13 protein-coding genes are annotated in these 15,811 nt (G+C 59.8%); 8 read left to right on the plus strand and 5 right to left on the minus strand.

Features of this window, described 5'->3' with window-relative positions; translation table 11 throughout:
- On the minus strand, positions 1-744 hold the full coding sequence (locus ACILSR_RS15065) for a hypothetical protein (RefSeq protein ID WP_395750610.1): 744 nt from the start codon (positions 742-744) through the stop codon (positions 1-3).
- A gap of 204 nt (positions 745-948) precedes the next feature.
- Between ACILSR_RS15065 and nuoD the strand changes: the two genes are divergently transcribed.
- Positions 949-2,208, plus strand: coding sequence for an NADH dehydrogenase (quinone) subunit D (gene nuoD / locus ACILSR_RS15070; RefSeq protein WP_395750611.1), 1,260 nt, complete (start codon positions 949-951; stop codon positions 2,206-2,208).
- Positions 2,209-2,246: 38 nt separating this feature from the next.
- A complete protein-coding gene (locus ACILSR_RS15075) occupies positions 2,247-2,747 on the plus strand; it encodes an NAD(P)H-dependent oxidoreductase subunit E (protein ID WP_395750612.1) in 501 nt (166 codons plus the stop codon).
- Between the two features lie 66 nt (positions 2,748-2,813).
- On the opposite strand, the gene ACILSR_RS15080 is transcribed toward ACILSR_RS15075, so the two are convergent.
- Entirely contained in the window at positions 2,814-3,482 is a 669-nt protein-coding gene (locus ACILSR_RS15080; RefSeq protein WP_395750613.1) for a type II secretion system protein, read from the minus strand.
- A 303-nt stretch (positions 3,483-3,785) separates the two neighbouring features.
- Between ACILSR_RS15080 and ppdK the strand changes: the two genes are divergently transcribed.
- Complete coding sequence (ppdK, locus tag ACILSR_RS15085; protein WP_395750614.1) at positions 3,786-6,728, plus strand: pyruvate, phosphate dikinase; 2,943 nt, start codon at positions 3,786-3,788, stop codon at positions 6,726-6,728.
- Between the two features lie 159 nt (positions 6,729-6,887).
- On the opposite strand, the gene ACILSR_RS15090 is transcribed toward ppdK, so the two are convergent.
- Entirely contained in the window at positions 6,888-7,472 is a 585-nt protein-coding gene (locus ACILSR_RS15090) for a hypothetical protein (protein ID WP_395750615.1), read from the minus strand.
- Positions 7,473-7,569: 97 nt separating this feature from the next.
- On the opposite strand from ACILSR_RS15090, the gene ACILSR_RS15095 reads away from it, so the two are divergent.
- From ACILSR_RS15095 to ACILSR_RS15115, 5 genes are read left to right on the plus strand one after another with little or no spacing between them, the layout of a single operon-like run.
- Positions 7,570-8,004, plus strand: coding sequence for a DUF2452 domain-containing protein (locus ACILSR_RS15095; protein ID WP_395750616.1), 435 nt, complete (start codon positions 7,570-7,572; stop codon positions 8,002-8,004).
- Positions 8,004-9,257 carry a valine--pyruvate transaminase gene (locus ACILSR_RS15100; RefSeq protein ID WP_395750617.1) on the plus strand — a complete coding sequence of 418 codons (1,254 nt, stop codon included), beginning with the start codon at positions 8,004-8,006 and terminating at the stop codon, positions 9,255-9,257. The genes ACILSR_RS15095 and ACILSR_RS15100 overlap by 1 nt, the downstream gene beginning before the upstream one ends.
- The gene (locus ACILSR_RS15105; RefSeq protein WP_395750618.1) at positions 9,235-10,215 is read left to right on the plus strand and encodes an SAM-dependent methyltransferase; all 981 of its coding nucleotides are present in this window, start codon (positions 9,235-9,237) and stop codon (positions 10,213-10,215) included. Before ACILSR_RS15100 ends, ACILSR_RS15105 begins: the two co-directional genes overlap by 23 nt.
- Entirely contained in the window at positions 10,212-11,630 is a 1,419-nt protein-coding gene (locus ACILSR_RS15110) for a TonB-dependent receptor (RefSeq protein ID WP_395750619.1), read from the plus strand. The genes ACILSR_RS15105 and ACILSR_RS15110 overlap by 4 nt, the downstream gene beginning before the upstream one ends.
- A gap of 49 nt (positions 11,631-11,679) precedes the next feature.
- Complete coding sequence (locus ACILSR_RS15115) at positions 11,680-12,750, plus strand: HD domain-containing protein (protein WP_395750620.1); 1,071 nt, start codon at positions 11,680-11,682, stop codon at positions 12,748-12,750.
- On the opposite strand, the gene ACILSR_RS15120 is transcribed toward ACILSR_RS15115, so the two are convergent.
- Complete coding sequence (locus ACILSR_RS15120) at positions 12,747-13,850, minus strand: site-2 protease family protein (protein ID WP_395750621.1); 1,104 nt, start codon at positions 13,848-13,850, stop codon at positions 12,747-12,749. The two genes, ACILSR_RS15115 and ACILSR_RS15120, sit on opposite strands and share 4 nt — an antisense overlap.
- A gap of 12 nt (positions 13,851-13,862) precedes the next feature.
- Positions 13,863-15,776 carry a SulP family inorganic anion transporter gene (locus ACILSR_RS15125; protein WP_395750622.1) on the minus strand — a complete coding sequence of 638 codons (1,914 nt, stop codon included), beginning with the start codon at positions 15,774-15,776 and terminating at the stop codon, positions 13,863-13,865.
- Positions 15,777-15,811 lie beyond the last annotated feature (35 nt).

Here is a 15,811-nt window from a genome sequence, read left to right on the forward strand (position 1 = left end):
CTACTGCGCTCCCGCCTTCGTTTTGATCTCGGCCGTCACCCCGCCGCCATGAGGCGCGCCAAAACGCATGCCCACCTGCACCTCCGGGAAAAAGAAACGCCGTCCCGCACTCGCATAGCGGCGGCGTGAAATGAATCCCAGCAATGCGGCAAAGACCGCTCCTCCGGCCAGCATGGCGGGCACCGTCAGCGCGAACTTCTTTTCCCCCCGTTGCAACCAAAGAGACTGCTTCAGCCGGACGCGTTCCAAGTCCCGCAGCCGGTCGATCCATGACCGTGTGGCAACGGCCATGCGCTCGTCGAGCGTGAGTTTGGGGTCGAGCAGGATGCGGCGTGTTTCCTGCATGATTTCCACCAGTTCGGCCGACGGGTATCTCTCCCAGAACTCGGGTGCAAAGGAGATGGCGCTGCTTTTGCTGGCGCGGTCATAGGCCATGAGGACAGCGGGCTTGGTGCCGCTCCATTCACGCCGGGTGATCTGCGCCTGTCTGCGCAGCGTCATTCCCGCAGGGGTGAAGCTGGAGGCGGTGATCCACGCATCGCATTTCAGATCCAGCCGAAACTTTTTGAGCTCTTCGGCGAGCTGCTTCCGGGTTTCCGGCGCCAGTGCCCGGGTATCGTCCCAAATGCCGTCGTCCGGCGGTGGGGCTGCCTGGGCCAGCGCATCCCCTGCCAGCAGGGCCAGCCAGATCCCTGCGTAGGCAGGGAGGAGCAAGCATCGGGTGAGAAGGCGGAGACTAGGCATGGCCGGGGACATTTTGTCCCACTCTGGCCAGAGGGCAACTCCGGCGAATCCCAACTCCCTCTTATATAGAGAATGTGATGCCGAAAGGCCCGTTTTTGAGACCCGTCTTCACCCGCTTGTGAAATTTTTCACAAAATCGCCTTGCCGCTCTTTGGGCAGCGTAGATAGATAGTCTTCACGCCCGCTACCAGACCCCCGCCTTTCATGCCCACTGTCACCCGAGAATACGAGGCCCCGGATACCGCCGCCAAAGTGGCCCGGCAGCTCGAAGCCGTGGAAGAGACCACGACGGACATCGTCGGAGAGAAACTGGTGCTGAACATGGGGCCCAGCCATCCCGCCACCCACGGCGTGCTGCGCCTGATCCTGGAACTGGACGGTGAGATCATCACCAAGGCGGATCCGGATGTGGGCTTTCTCCACCGCGGAGACGAAAAGATCGCCGAGAACATGCACTACAACCAGTTCGTGCCGTACACGGACCGGCTGGACTATCTGGCACCTCTGGCCAACAACGTGGCGTACGCCTTGGCCGTGGAAAAGCTCATGGGCTGGGAAGTGCCGGAGCGCGGCCGCGCCATCCGCGTGATCTGCTGCGAGCTGGCCCGCATTTCCGCCCATATGCTGGGAGTCGGAGTGTTTGCCATGGACGTCGGCGCGATGACGGTCTTCCTCTACACCTTCACGGAGCGCGAGAAGATCTACAATCTCTGCGAGCAGCTCACCGGTGCGCGCTTCACCACCAGCTATACCCGCGTGGGTGGTCAGATCCGTGATTTGCCCAACGGCTTCGTCGGTGCCGTGAAGACCTTCCTGTCGGAGCTGGAGCCAGTGATCGACGAGATCGACAAGCTGCTCTCGCGCAACCGCATCTTCATCGACCGCACGCAGGACATCGGCGTCATCTCGAAGGAAGACGCGATTGCCTATGGTCTTACAGGGCCGAATCTGCGCGGTTCCGGTGTGGAGCATGACCTGCGCAAAGCGCAGCCGTATCTTGATTACGAGAAGTATGAGTTCGACGTGCCAGTCGGCACCAAGGGCGACTGCTATGACCGCTACCTCGTGCGCATGGAAGAAATGCGCCAGAGCGTGCGCATTCTGAAGCAGGTACTGGCAAACCTTCCCGAAGGCCCCATCAATGTGGCCGATGCCAAGGGGCTGCTGCCAAAGAAAGAAAAAGTGCTCATGAAGATGGAGGAGCTGATCCACCACTTCATCATCGCCACCCAGGGCATTGATGCTCCCGCGGGGGAAGTTTATTTCGCCGCGGAAAACCCCAAGGGCGAGCTCGGCTTCTACATCAACAGCACCGGCGGCGGCGTGCCGCATCGTCTCAAAATCCGCGCCCCCTCCTTCCTTAACCTCAGCATCATTTCCAAGCTCATCCCCGGCCACATGCTCAGCGACATTCCCGCAGTGCTCGGCAGCCTGGACTTCGTCATGGGCGAATGTGACCGCTGATCCACTCCCAACCTTTTCCTCCGAGACAATCACGACGCATGGCCTTTGAAGTTCCAGCCGAATTGGAGAAACGCATGGATGAGGCGATCTCGCATTATCCCGTTTCAAAACGCAGCGCCGTGCTGCCGCTGCTGCATCTCACGCAGGAGCATTTCAGGTTTATCAGTGAAGAAGCGGTGAACTGGGTGGCTGCAAAGCTCGGACTGGAGCCGATCCAAGTGCTGGAAGTCGTCACGTTTTATCCCGGCTTTCGTCAGGCTGCTCCTGGCAAGTACCACATCCGCGTGTGCCGCACGCTCTCCTGCGCCATGGCGGGCAGCTATGAACTGATGGATGCCTTCTGCAAGGCCGGGAACATCGACCGCTCGCATACGGATCATCATCACCCCATCGCGGTCAGTGCTGATGGCAAATACAGCATCGAGTTTGCCGAATGTCTGGCCAGCTGTGGTTTCGGCCCGGTCTGCATGATCGAGGACGACTTCTACGAGAAGGTGGATCCCGCCAAGGCTGGCGAACTGCTGGCACAACGCGCCTGAGCAGGCCATGAAAAAAGCGCAACGGTTTGAGCCGTTGCGCTTCGTGGTTTGTTTGAAAAGTTGTGTTTACTTGGAACGCCAGGACACCACATCGTCCTCAGTCTGCTGCTGCTTGTCCTGGCCCCAGCTGTAAACGGCGATCTCAAAAGGAAGCATCTTCGGCGGCGGGGCGATCGCGTTTGAAGAGATCCTTGGATCCGAGTTGTTCAGGTCAGGATTGGCCACCTGCTTGTCGCCATTGGTGTCCAGCAGCACATAATAAACGGTGCCCCAGAGATCGACGAGCTTGTAGGGAGGCTGGGCGTTGACCAGGCCGAACATGCCGTTCTTTGCAATCGGGAGGTCGATGAACTTGATGTCCTTGGGGTTCAAGTTCTGCTGTGCGGAACCGCCGGAGGAACCGCTTGAGGATGCTGAGATCGTGGACAGCGCGCCAACGATGCCGCTGTTCTCATCCGTCGGCACAGCCTGAATGTCCTGGCCTCCAGATGCGGCGCTGAGCAGGCTGCTGTTCACCGGGTAGCGGTTGTATTCGACCTGATAGCTGCCAATGGCGAGGCGCAGGTCTTTGATGACCGTCTGCACCTGCACTTTTCTTCCGTCGGCCATGAGCTTGTTGGCCTGGGAAATGACGAGGCCTGCAAGGATGGCGACGATGGTGATCACCACCAGCAGTTCAATGAGTGTGAAGCCCGCTTGTACGATGAGAGGGCGGGCGCGAGGTTTGATTTTCATGTTCTTCGGTTGGGTTTGTATTTGGCGGTTGCCGCGAACGAAAGAGGTGCAAAAAACAGTCGTCGTTCTGATTCAACATTTAATCGTTTTTGCTTCGCCACGTCAATACTTGTCATGAAGCAGGCCGAAGATCAGCGGCGTGAAAAGGGCCGTTTTGAGCATGGCTGAGCCGACTGCACCGCGGCTTTTGATTGTCAACTAATGCTTGCATCATATACTTCAACGATTTAAATCCGCGCTTCAACCCCCATCTAGAACATACACAACAACCACGGATCGCATCAGACGATCTGAAAATCACTTATGGCAAAGACAGCATCCAAGGGCAGCGCAGACAAAAAGAAGTACGTTTATTTTTTCGGACCAGGGAAGTCAGACGGTGATGGTTCCATGAAAGCATTGTTGGGCGGCAAGGGCGCCAATCTCGCGGAGATGAGCCGCATTGGTCTTCCAGTGCCTCCCGGATTCACGATCAGCACCGAAGTGTGCACCTACTTCTACGAAAACAAGAAGACCTATCCGGCCTCGCTGCAGGCGCAGATGGAAGCTGCCGTCAAAGGCATGGAAAAAATCATGGGCTACAAGTTCGGAGATGCCAAGGGCTTCCCGCTCCTGGTGGCCGTGCGCTCCGGTGCACGTGACTCCATGCCCGGCATGATGGACACCATTCTCAACCTCGGCCTCAACGATGAGACCGTGCTCTCCCTGGTGGCCGCCACCAACAACGAGCGCTTCGCCTGGGACTGCTACCGCCGCTTCGTCCAGATGTACGGAGACGTGGTGCTCGGCGTGCAGAAGCGCGAAGGTGAAGACCATGAGCCTTTCGAAGTCGTCATCGAAGAATTCAAGCATTCGACCTATCACAAGGACATCCTCGACAGCGACCTGACCGCTGACGACCAGAAGGAACTGGTGAAGCGCTTCAAGCAGCTCGTCAAAGACCGCACTGGCAAGAGCTTCCCGAGCGATCCGTGGGATCAGCTTCGTGGCGCCGCCGGCGCTGTGTTCGGCTCTTGGATGAACGACCGTGCGATCGTGTATCGCCGCAAGTACAACATCCCCGCCGAGTGGGGCACTGCCGTGAACGTGCAGGCCATGGTGTTCGGCAACACGGGTCCGACCTCCGGCTCCGGTGTGGCCTTCACCCGCAATCCCGCCAACGGCGCCAACGAATTCTACGGTGAGTTCCTCATCAACGCCCAGGGCGAAGACGTCGTCGCCGGCGTCCGCACTCCTGAGCCTGTGGCTCAGCTGCAGAAGGAAATGCCGAAGTCCTACGCGGAGCTCATGAAGGTCCGCCAGACCCTTGAAAAGCATTTCAAGGATGTGCAGGACATCGAGTTCACCATCCAGGAAGGCAAGCTGTTCATGCTGCAGACCCGCAACGGCAAGCGCACCGCCGCCGCCGCTCTGAAGTTCTCCATGGACATGGTGAAGGAAAAGCTCATCGACTGGGAAACCGCCGTGCTGCGCAATCCTGCCGACCAGCTTGAGCAGCTTCTCGCTCCGATCTTCGATGCAGCTGACGTCAAGAAGGCCAAGGCCATCGCCACTGGTCTTCCTGCCGGCCCTGGTGCCGCCTCCGGCAAGATCTACCTCAATGCTGACCGCGCCGTCATCGCCGAAGCCAAAGGTGAGAAAGTTCTCCTCGTCCGCAATGAAACCAGCCCCGAAGATCTTCGTGGTATGATTGCTGCGGAAGGCATCCTCACCGCCCGTGGTGGTGTGTCCTCCCACGCTGCTCTCGTTGCCCGTCAGATGGGCAAGGTTTGCATCTGCGGCGCCGCCGCTCTGGAAATCGACTACGACAAGAAGACGGTTTCCGTGGCCGGCCAGACCTTCAGCGAAGGCGACTACCTCTCCATCGACGGCACCAGCGGTATCGTTTATGGCGGCGAGCTCAAGACCGCTCCTTCCGAAATCATCACCGGCATGATCAGTGGTGACAAGGCCGCCCAGGCCACCGAGAAGTTCAAGAGCTTCCAGCAGCTCATGAACTGGTGCTCCAAGGCCACGCGCATGCAGGTCCGCACCAATGCCGACAATCCGGAGCAGACGCAGAATGCCATCGCGTTCGGCGCCCAGGGCATCGGTCTTACCCGCACGGAGCACATGTTCTTTGAAGGCGACCGTATCGACGCTGTGCGTGAAATGATTCTGGCGGACAACGTGGGCGACCGTAAAAAGGCGCTCGCCAAGCTGCTGCCATACCAGCGCGAAGACTTCACCGGCATCTTCACCGAGCTCAAGGGACTTCCCGCCACCATCCGTCTGCTTGATCCTCCGCTTCACGAATTCGTGCCGCATGAAGAAAAAGCGCAGGCTGAGCTCGCCAAGAAAATGGGCGTCTCCGTTGAGAAGGTCACCGCACGTGTCGCTGCTCTGCATGAGTTCAATCCGATGCTCGGACATCGCGGCTGCCGTCTTGGCATCGCGTATCCTGAGATCACCGAGATGCAGGCACGCGCCATCTTTGAAGCCGCCGCAGATGTGGCGAAGAAGAAGATCAAGGTGAAGCCCGAAGTGATGATTCCGCTTGTTGGGTTCAAGAAAGAACTCGACCTGCAGGTGGAAATCGTGCATAAGGTAGCAAAAGAAGTGATGGCTGAGAAAAAAGTTAAGCTCGACTATCTTGTCGGCACCATGATTGAGGTGCCGCGTGGAGCTCTCACGGCTGATGAAATCGCCGAAACAGCCCAGTTCTTCAGCTTCGGCACCAACGATCTCACGCAGACCGCGCTCGGCATCAGCCGTGACGACATGGGCAGCTTCCTGATGCCCTACACCGAGAACGAAATCTTCAAGAAGAACCCCTTTGCCACACTGGATCAAACCGGCGTGGGTCAGCTCATCAAAATCGCCATCGAAAAAGGCCGCAAGACCAAGCCCGACATCAAGCTGGGCATCTGCGGTGAACACGGCGGCGATCCAGATAGCGTCAAATTCTGCCACCGTGCAGGCCTCACGTATGTGAGTTGCAGTCCTTTCCGTGTTCCGGTCGCACGCCTTGCCGCAGCGCAGGCAGCGATCGAAGAGAAGCGCGCAGCCGCTCCGGCAGCCGCAGGAAAAAGTGTCCGTGGAGGCGCCAAAAGCGCACCCGCGGCAAAACAAAACAACAACGCAACCAACAACAAACAGAGGACAAACACTATGGCTAAGAAAGCTGCAAAGAAAGCCGCCAAGAAGGCTGCACCCGCCAAGAAAGTCGCCAAGAAAGCCGCTAAGAAGGCTGCGAAGAAGAAGTAACGCATTGGCCTCCTAGGGAGGTCAATGTGGCGGAGCAATCCGCCGCCAAAAGCCCTGTGGGGATCAAACCTCACAGGGCTTTATTTTTTTTTCCGGACGCAACGCTCAGGGGCCTTCCCAAGCAACCGGATCTACGAAAGTAGCAGGGCCTAGGCCTGCTTAGCGCCGTTCGTCATCATCATAGATGGAGCCGGGCGCCGGCGTGATGAAGGAGCCGCCTGCGGACATCGCATCATTGCGCACCGTCCTGCTGTTGCCGATCTGCTCGTTGGCGGAGCGCATGCTGCCGAGACCTGCCGCACCGCCCATGCCTGACACGGCTCCGTAGTTTTGATACGAGGGCCGGTAAAACGAGCCCATCCCTCCAGAGCCGACAGAGCCACCAATGCCGGTTCCGCCCACCTGTCCCGGGCTCAGGGCCACCGGATTGTCAGGAGTCGGAACACCATCAGACTTGCGCTCTGACTCCGCCAGATAGTGCTTGTTCCAGGCGGCGTTGTTCACGCCTTCGGCCACCTTGTTGTCCAGGCGGTGCTTCTGCTCTTCATAGTCAGCTTTGCCGATGGCACCGGTGGAGCGCTTGTGCTCAAGCTCATCATACAGGGGCTGGTAGCGGGCCCGGACCACTTTTTCGTAAGCGCTCAGCTCCGCCAGCGTGGGGATGCTGTCCATGGTTCTGCTGGCGCAGGAGGCCAGCACTCCGGTCAGCAGTGCGGCCATCAGTAGGTGGGAGACGTTCTTCATCAATGCTAAGATACCTCTGGGAGGCCTCCTGTTCAAATCAAAGCACCGTTGCATCCTCCCGGGCGCACTCCACACTTAACCCTCAAATCTCTCTGTTTTGGACCCCATCGACGCTGCTTTGCAAGTTCCTGAGTCCCGTGGCAGCTTCCTGCCGTACCCGGCCTCGCGGCTGGCTGCCAAAATCGTCCCCCAGGACCTCACCAGTTTTAAAACCCGCGGTGTCACCCGTGCCGAACGCGTGCTGCAGCAGGAGATGGTGGAAATGCAGGAGCGCTACATGGAGGTCATCGACGCCTTCAACTGGAACAAGCTCATCTACGAAAGCCACTTTGGCTTTGAGCCCGTCTGCGGGGAGGTCTATCACCTTTATGAAGTCCAGGGCAGGCATCACCTCAGCATGATCGCACCGGAGGAGTGGCACCAGCGCTGGCTCGGCAGCGTCCGGCTCAATGCGGATGGGCGCTGGCAGATTGAGAAAGCTGCGCCAAACTTCAACATCCGCGACTGGGTGCATACCTTCGTCGCCACCTGATGCAACCACCCACCTTCTCAGACATCGGCCAGCGCCTCGCAGGCCCCAGCGGCATCCAGGAGCTCATGGATGACTGCGGTGCCGCGCTCACCACCCATCCGGACATGCGCATGCTGGGCGGTGGCCAGCCTGCAGCCATTCCCGCCGTGCAGCAGCTCTGGCGCGAGCGCATGCAGGCCATGCTCGATGACCACAGCATCGACCGCACGCTGCTGAACTACGATCCGCCCGGCGGTAATCCTCTCTTTCGCGAAGCCTTCGCAGCTTTCCTCAAACGCGAATGCGGCTGGAACGTGACTCACGAAAACATCGGAGTCATGCCCAGCTCTCAGTCCGCGTTCTTCCTGCTCTTCAATCTCCTCGCCGGGCAGACCGGGGCCACGAAGAAGCGCATCCTTTTTCCGCTGCTGCCTGAGTACATCGGCTACGCCAATCAGGCGCTCGGTGAGGGACAGTTCACCGCCTGCCTGCCACGCATCGTCGAAACCGCCCCGCACGAGATCAAGTACCACGTCGATTTCGATCAGCTTCGCATCACGCCAGATGTCGCCGCGATGTGCGTCTCCTGCCCCACGAACCCCACGGGCAACGTGCTCACGCAAAACGAGTTCGACAGTCTGCATGCGCTGGCAGACGCGCATGGCATCCCGCTCATCATCGACAACGCCTACGGCCATCCGTTTCCGGGCGTGATCCACAATGGCTTCCAGCCCAAGTGGCAGCCCGGCATGATCTTCAGCATCAGCATGAGCAAGGTCGGCCTGCCCGGCGTGCGCACGGCCATGATCGTGGCGGATCCCCACATTGTGAAGGCGCTTTCCAACATGAACGCCATCGTCTCGCTCGCGAATGGCAATCTGGGCCAGGCGCTCCTCATGCCCCTGCTGAAGGACGACACCCTCGTCAGGCTCGGACCCTCCGTTATCCGTCCGTTTTATCGCGAGCGCTCCGACTTCGCCAAATCCGTTCTGGCTTCAGCGCTTGGGGATCGTGTCCCCTGGGCTCTGCACGCGCAGGAAGGCGCCTTCTTCCTCTGGCTCTGGATCAACGGCCTGCCCATTCCCGCGAAGGAGCTGTATCGCCGGCTCAAGGAGCGCAAAGTCCTCGTCATTCCCGGCCACTATTTCGCCTTTGGCCTGGAGAAGGAGTGGCGTCATCCGCATGAATGCCTGCGCCTGACTTACTCGCAGCCGCAGCACATCGTGCGCGAAGGCCTGGAAATCATCGCCGATGAAATCATCCGCAGCTTCTGAGCCCTTCGCGGCTTTCATGGCGCGTGCTTTGTTTGATCCCCAGCGTGGCTACTACACACGGCACATCAAAACCGTTGGCGCACGTGGCGATTTCTCTACCTCCGCCACCCTTTCTTCCTCCCTCGGCCAATCCATCGCAGCCTGGCTCAAAGCAGAGTCTCATCTCCAGCCGCGCGTGCGCCACATTATCGAGGTCGGTGCCGGAGACGGCTCGCTCATGCAGACCGTGCGCCGATCCCTCGGCTGGTGGACGCGCTGCCACTTCAGCTTCCACATCGTCGAAACCTCCCCGGTGCTTCGGCTGGAGCAGCAGAAAAAACTCGGCGGCAAAGTGACGTGGCACAGCGACCTCGAATCCGCCCTCGCTAGTGCGGGCGGCCAGGCGTTCATCTATCACAACGAACTCCTCGACGCCTTTCCCGCCACACTTGTGCAGTGGTGCGCTGCCGAGCGGCGCTGGCTCGAGGTGCATGTGCCTGAATCGCTCCATCCGCATGCTCTCGATCCGGCGCACTTCAGCGCCCTGCGGCACACTACGTTTGCCGATCGCCAGCGCTGCGAGCTCCACCCCAGCATCCGCGACTGGCTTCGGCAATGGACTCCGCACTGGAAGGCAGGCGCGATGCTCACCATCGATTATGGCGATGACTTCCCCGCTCTCTACCATCGGCGGCCACACGGCACGCTGCGTGCTTATCTGCTGCATCAAAGACTCACCGGAGCCGACATCTATGCCAACCCTGGCCGTCAGGACATCACTGCCGACATCAACTTCACCGACTACTGCGACTGGCTGCGCGAGCTCAGTTTCACCCAGTCCTCGCATCAGACCTTGGCAGAATTCCTATCGGCGCAATCTGCCCCGGCCTCGCTCACTGATCCCGATGGAGCCGGAACTGCCTTCAAATGCTTCGTGCATCGGCCTCAGGCATGCGCATCATCACACCACCCCTCATGAATTCCGTTAACGAACGTCCAGGCACTCTCGAGAAAGCGCTCAAGATCAATCTCGCCCACACCATCTACGGCACCTTCGCTGAAATCGGCGCCGGTCAGGAAATCGCCAACTGGTTCTTCCGCGCCGGCGGTGCATCCGGCACTGTCGCCAAAACCATGTCCGCCTACGACATGACCATCAGCGACGAGATCTATGGCAAATGCTCACGCTACGTCTCACGCCAGCGCATGTGCGCCATGCTGGAGCACGAGTATCCCATGCTCATCCAGCGCCTGAATGCCAAGCGTGGCAGCACGACCACCTTCTTCACCCTCGCGGACACCATCCGTGCCCGCTCGTACCGAGATACCAAGGAAGAATGCCATGGCTGGATCGGCCTGCGCTTTCAAACCGAGCCTGGCGGCCCCAGCAGCGAGATCCAGATGCACGTCCGCCTTTTGGACGACTCGAATGCACGCCAGTCGGACGCGGCGGGGAAACTCGGCGTCAATCTCCTCTACGCCGCCTTCCATCTGCGGAATGACCTGTCCTTTTTCCTGCAAAGCCTGCTGGACGATCTGAACCGCAAACGGGTCGAAATCGACATGATCGATTTCACCGGCCCCGCTTTTGCCGCCTCGGAGTTTCAGGACCGCCTCGTGGCGCTGAAACTCGTGCGCCTCGGCCTCGCCGATGCGGCACTCTTCGGTGCGGATGGAGAAATCTGGCAGGCCTCCGACGTGCTTTATAAAAAGCCTGTATTCCTCAAACGCGGCAGCTTTGATCCCATCACCAAGCTCAACCTCGACATGATTGAGCGCGGTCAGGCCGCCTTCCAGGCAGACTTTGGCGATGCCGCGCGCAACAACGTCGAAATCCTCGAGATCACCATGCACAACCTCCTCGCCAGCGGCGCCGAGGTGCCGGACAGCGAATTCCTTGCCCGTGCGGACGTACTGCAGGCGCTTGGCAAAAACGTGCTCATTTCGAAGTATCCCGAGTTCCATCGCGTCAGCAGCTACCTTGCACGCCACACGCAGTGCCCCATCGGCATCGTGCTCGGCCTGCCCTTGTTCCAGGAGCTTTTCAATGAGCGCTGGTGCACCGATCTCGAAGGCGGCCTGCTGGAAGCTTTCGGCCGGCTCTTCAAAAACCAGGTGCGCGTCTATGTCTATCCCATGGGCAATCCCATGAACGGCCAGATCCTCAGCATCAACGATGCCCGTGTCACTCCCGAACAGAAACACCTGCTGCGCTACCTCATCGATACGCAGAGCGTGCGTGCGCTGGACGAGCCAAACCTCGACTACCTGTTTCACACCAGCGCCGAAGTCCGTAACATGATCAACGCCCAGGATATGAAGTGGCAGTCTCTCGTCCCCGACATTGTCCTCAAACAAGGCCCCTGGCGCGAGATCGGCCAGCCGGTGATGTGATCCGCTTCCCCTCTTGACGCCCCGTGCGCCCCACCGCCACTTTGACTGCATGCAAGACGCCACGGCTGACGACCTCGACCTGATCACCCTCACCCAGCTGCGGCAGGTGGCCAGTCAGTCGCCGCAGCCCTACCGCCTGCATTTGCAGGTTGAATCACGCATCGAAAAAACCACCAGCACGGGCAGCCCGTTTCTGGAGGTCAAGCTCGTTGACGCCGCTGATTCATTGGTCTGGCGCATCTTTGACAACAACCCGCTGTTCCAGGACGCCGCCAAACTCGCGCGCAGCTCGTTCATTCAGCTCGCCGGTCAGTGGGTGGAGGGCAAGTATGGCATCGAACCTCGTCAGGTGCAGATGCGTGCACTTACCGAAGAGGAATCATCCACACTGCTCCTCGGGGATCCCGATCTCGCCTCCCGCCAGCAGGCCGATTACTCCGACATGGTCGCCTTCATCGAGTCCATGCGTGATCCACGCCTGCTGAAGCTGTGCCTGCTGTTTCTCGAACGCTATGGAGACCGCTTCCGCCGTACCGGCGCCGCGCGCAAAAATCACCATGCCCGCCGTGGTGGTCTGGTGGAGCACGTGGCGCAGATGATGCGCTGCGCCGTGGCGGTGGCAGGTGTTTATCCTCACTTGAACCGCGATCTCCTGATCGCCGGCGTGCTGTTTCACGACTGCGGCAAGCTCTGGGAGAATGCGTATGCCGAATCTGGATTTACCATGCCGTACAATCTCACTGCCGAGATGCTGGGCCACATCCCACTGGGGCTGGAACTGGTGAACAAACTCTGGCGGGACATGATGGAGCAGCCCGCTGCCGCGGAGTGGACCGCCATGGAGCCTGCCTCGGAGGTTGTCAGGCTGCATCTGCTGCACCTCATTGCGGCGCATCACGGGACTCTTGAATTTGGCTCTCCTGTGCTGCCCAAGACGCCTGAGGCCGTCGTCCTGCACCATGTCGATAACATCGATGCCAAGCTCGAAATGTTCCGCCGCGGCTATGCCAGCAGCAAGGAACTGGGCACCGGCATCTTTGAAAAGTTCCCGCCATGGCCGGTGAACATCGTGGCACCGCTGCCAGTGGTGAATCTGCCGCAGGCAGATGGTGCAGTCTAAGCCCGCTGTTTCATCAAGGCCGCGCGCACCATCAGCGTCTCGCCCACATTTTCAGCAGTGAGCAGTCCCACGAGTTTGCCGCTGATGGGATCCAGCACGGGGAGGGCAGGGCAGTCGCTCGCGTTCAGGGTGTCGAGCGCTTCGGTCAAACCGCCGATGGGTTCCACCGAAGATGGGCAGGCCCGCATGACATCGATCACTGGATGGCTGAGATCTTTCTCTGTCAGGGCCGAGATCAGATCATGCCGCGTCAGCATGCCCTGCATGCCGCCGTGAGTGTCCAGTACGGGAAAGTCCTGCTGGCTGCCGGCGAGGAGAAGTTCCACCCCTTCGCGCAGCGTGGCTTCCGGAGCCAGGGTGCGGAAGTCGGTGAGCATGGCGTCCCGTACACGCAGGTTTCGGGTGGCCTCCTGCTGCGTCACCGTGGCGGCCTCCTGACCTGCGGCCATGAAGATGAAGAAACAGATGAGCAGCAGCATGGGGTGAAACGTGTGGTTCAGCAGCATGTAGATGGCCACCATCATCGCGATGCCCTGACCGATCGAAGCCGCCCGTCGGGTGGCCGCACCGTACTCCATGAACATGGCAAAGATGGCGCGAAGCACGCGGCCGCCATCCATGGGAAAGGCGGGGACCAGATTGAAGACCACCATGATAACATTCCACACCATGAGTTTCTGGAAGAAATTGCCTGACTGAAGAAAGTCGTAGCCCGGGTGAAAAACCGCATCGATGCCGAACGCCAGCCAGATGCCTGCCGCGATGATCACATTGACCAGCGGGCCGCAGATGGCCACCACCAGCTCCTCCGAGGGCTTTCGGGGCATGCGCTCCAGCCGCGCCACACCTCCGATGGGCAGCAGCGTGATGTCCGGCGTGCGGATGCCATAACCGCGCGCAGCTGTCACATGGCCAAATTCATGCAGCACCACACAGGTAAAAATGGCGATGATGAACAGCGTTGACTCCAGCGCCGCCAGATATCCCTGCCCGCTGAAATAGCTCTGGCTGGCCACAAACAGCAGCAGCAGCAGAAAGGTGGCGTGCACACGCACCTCGGTGCCGCCGACGGAAAAGAGGCGATAGGACCATTTCATCATGATGGGAGCAGTCTAAGACTTTTGAGATTTCGAAGGATCGTAATAGATACGCACGTCCGCATCTTTAATGCCTAGAATCTCCTGCGCCCGGCGCAAGGCGTTGCGGGTGGAAAGATTGGGATTCGACGGACTGGCGAGGAACAGGTTGTTCTTGCCAATGACCTCCACCATTCCGGCATCCTTCAGCACCCGGTACAGGTCCTTCAACACGCCGCTGACGATGATATCACGCCCGTCGGCACGCAGGGCGCGCGTCAGTTCCTCGATCGCCATCGCGCACGTGGCATCCAGGTGCCGCGCATTCTTCAGCCGCAGAATCACAATGCGCAGATTGGGATCGGCGCACGAGCGCTGGATCTGCGTGCGGAAGATGTCTGCGGAGGCGAAAAACAAATCGCCCTCCACATGCACGATCGAAATGGCCGGATGCTGGCGTCCGCCTTGCTGCGCCTCGGCCAGGTTTCCCTCCGCGTTGAATTCATACTCCACCAGGGAGGGCTGGCTGGCCTTGTGCAGATACAGAATGATCGAGATTCCCACGCCGGTGAAAATGGCCACATGCAGCGGCACCAGCAGCGTGGCAAAGAAGGTCGTGACAAACACGATGGCGTCAGAAGCTGTGGCACGCAGGGAGATGTGGATCTGGCGTTTGTTGATCAGCGCCACCGCCACGCAGATCACCATGGCTCCGAGTGCTGCTTTCGGGACGTAGGCCACCAGCGGACCGATGGTCAGCGCCGCCACCAGACACACCACGCCGCTGACGATGGCGGACACAGGAGAGACAGCGCCGCTCTCATATGCCGCCAGGGAGCGCGTCAGGGAGTGAGAAGCAGGCATGCCGCTGAGATAGGCGCAGGCCAGATTGGCCGCACCCAGGCTGAGCATGTCCTGGTTCGCGTCCACACTGTGTCCGGACCGGCTGGCCAGAGTGCGAGCCATGGCGGAGTTTTCCATCATCGCCACAAAGGCGAGCGAAAGCGCCAGCCCGAAAAGCTGGCTGAACTGCGCCGAGGCACTGCCGCTGGTGAAGTCAGGGAAGGGCGGCAGCAGCGTGCGCCAGGTGAATGAAAGATCCGAATACGTGGACACATGCCACCCGGCTTTGTTCATCCCTGCCGAAATGAAAGACATCAGCACGAGCGTCACTGTCAGTGCGGGGAAGCGTTTGCCGAATCGCCTGAGGCCGTAGTAGCAGCCAATGGACAGCACACAGATCAGCGCACTCGGCCAGTGGATGTCCCCCAGATGGCCCAGCACATCATGCACGTCCGAGACCAGCGTCCGCGCCACCGGTCTGCCGGGAGGCGGAGCGATCTGCTGGCCCAGCACCACGGGCAGCTGGTGCGCAAACATCTGCAGCGCCGCCCCCGTGAGATACGCCACCACCACCGCGCGGCTGATGAAGCGCGCCATGTCCGCCACACGGAAATAGGCGCCGAAAATCAGCAGCGCCCCCACCAGAAACACCAGCATGGGCATGGAGGCCAGCTGGTTCAGGTTTGGAAATGCGGCAAAGTAGGAGGACACCATGAAGGCCGTGGCGTTCGTCGGCCCGTAAATGGAATGCCGCGAACTCATCAGCAGCGCCCCGACCACGCATGCCACCGCCGAGCAGGTGATGCCGTATGCCAGCGGCAGGCCGGCCACCACTGCAAACGCCATGCCTTGGGGAATGGCAAGCAGCGCTCCATCCAGCCCGCTCCTGCAGTCCGCTTTGAAGAACTCTTTGTGGTATCCCTTCAGGATCTGCTTGAGCGGAAAGGGATCGAGCGAACTTTCATTGATCGTCCTATGCAACAGTCCCCATCCCTGACGTGCAAGATCACGCAGATGCAAAAGCCAGGATCGTAGGTTGGAAAACAAAAGGAACTCCCTTGAAAGTGCTTCGCCCATGCTAGACGCCACGGCACAGAGCACAAGCATTGTGCATTACGATTCCCATTGGACTCCGGACACTC

This window comes from Prosthecobacter sp. (assembly GCF_044222565.1).
GTDB lineage: Bacteria > Verrucomicrobiota > Verrucomicrobiia > Verrucomicrobiales > Verrucomicrobiaceae > Prosthecobacter.